Origin of the sequence: Gordonibacter pamelaeae 7-10-1-b, from assembly GCF_000210055.1 — a bacterium.
Taxonomy (GTDB): Bacteria; Actinomycetota; Coriobacteriia; order Coriobacteriales; family Eggerthellaceae; genus Gordonibacter; species Gordonibacter pamelaeae.
In genome coordinates, this window is sequence record NC_021021.1 from 639,245 (window position 1) to 641,656 (window position 2,412).

A 2,412-nucleotide genomic window follows, 5' to 3' on the forward strand; every position below is an offset into this window, starting at 1 on the left:
ACCGCGCACGCCGCCGCATGGCGCACCTCCGGCGGCACGAGCGAGGCCACGGCCTCGGCCTCGAGGCGCTTGGCGTCCAGCAACTTGGACACGAACTCAGCGTTCATCCTCTTCCCCTTTCGCGAACTCCACGCGCAGCACGCCGTCGTCGAGCTTGGCGGAGGCCACGTCCATGCCGGCCAGCACGTTCGGCAGCGGGATGCAGCGCGTCATGGGGCCGACGCGCACTACAAGGTCGCCGCCGGCCTGGTAGAGCTCCATCGCCCGCTTGTCGGCGAGCGGAAGCGCCAGCATGAGCGCCCAGCCCGCGTCCGTCCTCTCGTAGCGCTCGTGCTCCACCGGCGGCGCGGCGGCGAACACGGCGTCGTCGGGCAGCTCGGCCGCGAGCCGTCTCACGGCCTCGAGCCCGCAGACGTCGGCGCCGTACCAAGGGACCTGCGCACGCGGCAGGTCGCCGAACACCTGCGCGAGCTCCTCCATGCACCGCTTTTGCACGTCGGCCCACTCGGCGAAGAAGCCGCCTTGCGCCTCGGGGGGCAGCACGCGGTTCACCACGAGGCCGTCCACGCGGTATCCGAACAGGTTCAGGTAGAGGAAGTTGCGCTTCGTCTCCTCCACCACCATCTTCTCGGGCAGCGCCACGATGCGCACGGAGGTGCGCTCGGGATCTTTGAGCAGCTGCTGCAGCTCGACGAGCCGCGCGTAGAGCCGCTCGATGTCCGACATGGCGCGCCTGTCGGGCAGCTCCAGCTTGAGCAGCTTCTTCGACAGGGGCGAGAGCACCCGCAGGGCCACCTTGCCCGCCGGCAGCCACTTCTCCAGGTACCAGCCGAACAGCTCCGGGAACTTGAGCAGCGCGAGCGTCTCGCCGGTGGGCGCGCAGTCCACGACGATGCGGTCGTACGCGCCGCACTCCGCGAAGTCGATGAGCTTGAGCAGGGCGAACAGGCCGTCCATGCCCGGCATCGCCGGCATCTCCCCGTCGTCGGCGTCCCCGCCCATGCTGGAAGCCATCGACAGGGCCGAGCCCACGAGCGCGCCGTACTCCTCCTCCATGATGCGGTCGGCGTCGAGCTCGACGGCATCGAGGTTCTCCGCCACGCGCACGATGGCCGCGCCGACGCGCCGATCGAGCACGTCGCCCACGCTGTGCGCCGCGTCGGTGCTGGCCAGCAGCGTGCGATGGCCCTCGGCGGCGAGCGGGCCTCGTCCGCCTGCCCGACGGCATGCGCCTCTACGTGGACCCGTTCGCGCGGGGAGCGCAGTGACCGGTGCCGATGCGCGCGCCCGCAGCCCAAGGTCCGCGCAGTTGTAGCCGAAGGAGCCGCGAAGGCGGTTCGAGAAGGCCGGGGCCGCAGCGCCCCGGGCCCGGAAAGGAGGGCCGACATGCCCGTCCCGGTGTTCGTCAACGCCTACCGATGCGCCTACGAGCTGCGCGAGCGCGCCCTGCGCGCCGCCGACGCAGGTCTGTACGACGCAGCGGCGTTCTATATGAGGAAGATCATCGCGGTCGTTGCCGACTCGTTCATCGAACGGTACCAAGAGATCGGTCGCGGTGCCGAGTTCGAGTGCTTCTGCCGGCGGAACAACCGCTCGACGTACTCGCTGAACGAGAAGGTCGACTTCCTGTGCAGCCAGGAGAACATTCCCGCGGCATCCAGGGACGCTTACGACGCCGTGCGCACATACGGCAACGCGGCGGTTCACAAGACGGACTTCCGCGAGGACCCGCGCCAGCACGCCGAGCTTATGCGCCGCCTGGACGCAGAGCTCACGAGCTTCTACCGCATGGCCATGGGCGACTAGCGCGGCGCCCGGCGGACGGGGGCGTGCCGAGCACCCTGCCGCGCCGATGCCGCATGGTTTCGCCACGAGCCTGCCGCCTGCGCATACGCGGATGTTGGGGAGCCGGTGAGAACGTTTCATGGCCGACCGGTAGCAATTGGGTGGAAAACGCCGCCGCCGCGCGCTGGTGCGGTATGTTCGGATGGGGCGAGGGCCCCGTATGGACACGAGGCGAACAGGAGGTTGCGGCATGGCGCGAGATGCGGGCGGCGGGAAGGCGAAGAGGAGCAGGCTGTTCGATGACTTGTCGATCGCGCAGGTCGTTGCCGGTGCGCTGGCAGCCGTCACCTCCATGCTGCTGGCCTCGCAGATAGGCATCTACGGCTCTGTGATAGGCGTTGGCGTGGGCTCCGTTGTGTCGGCGGTGGCATCGCAGCTGTACAAGAAGTTCTTCACCGCGTCGGCCGAGAAGCTGCGCGAGCTGAAGCCGGGCGAGACCGGCTACGTGCCTCCCGCAAAGGGCGCCTCGGACGATGCGGAGGCGGAAGCGCCGGACCCGTCGGGACGGACCGCCGCCCGGCATGCCGCCGGATCGGCGGGGGCCACGGCAACCCTCCCGCAGGCGGA

2 protein-coding genes and 1 pseudogene are annotated in these 2,412 nt (G+C 69.8%); 2 read left to right on the forward strand and 1 reads right to left on the reverse strand.

Annotation, left to right across the window (positions count from 1 at the left end; all coding sequences use genetic code 11):
* Positions 1-96: 96 nt before the first annotated feature.
* Complete coding sequence (locus GPA_RS03050; RefSeq protein WP_269446299.1) at positions 97-1,491, reverse strand: ArsA family ATPase; 1,395 nt, start codon at positions 1,489-1,491, stop codon at positions 97-99.
* Between GPA_RS03050 and GPA_RS19930 the strand changes: the two genes are divergently transcribed.
* Together GPA_RS19930 and GPA_RS03060 are read left to right on the forward strand one after the other, a co-directional pair.
* Positions 1,387-1,806, forward strand: coding sequence for a DUF4145 domain-containing protein (locus GPA_RS19930; RefSeq protein WP_015538897.1), 420 nt, complete (start codon positions 1,387-1,389; stop codon positions 1,804-1,806). The genes GPA_RS03050 and GPA_RS19930 overlap by 105 nt on opposite strands.
* A 229-nt stretch (positions 1,807-2,035) precedes the next feature.
* Positions 2,036-2,412: pseudogene (locus GPA_RS03060) on the forward strand (hypothetical protein); the annotation flags it as partial.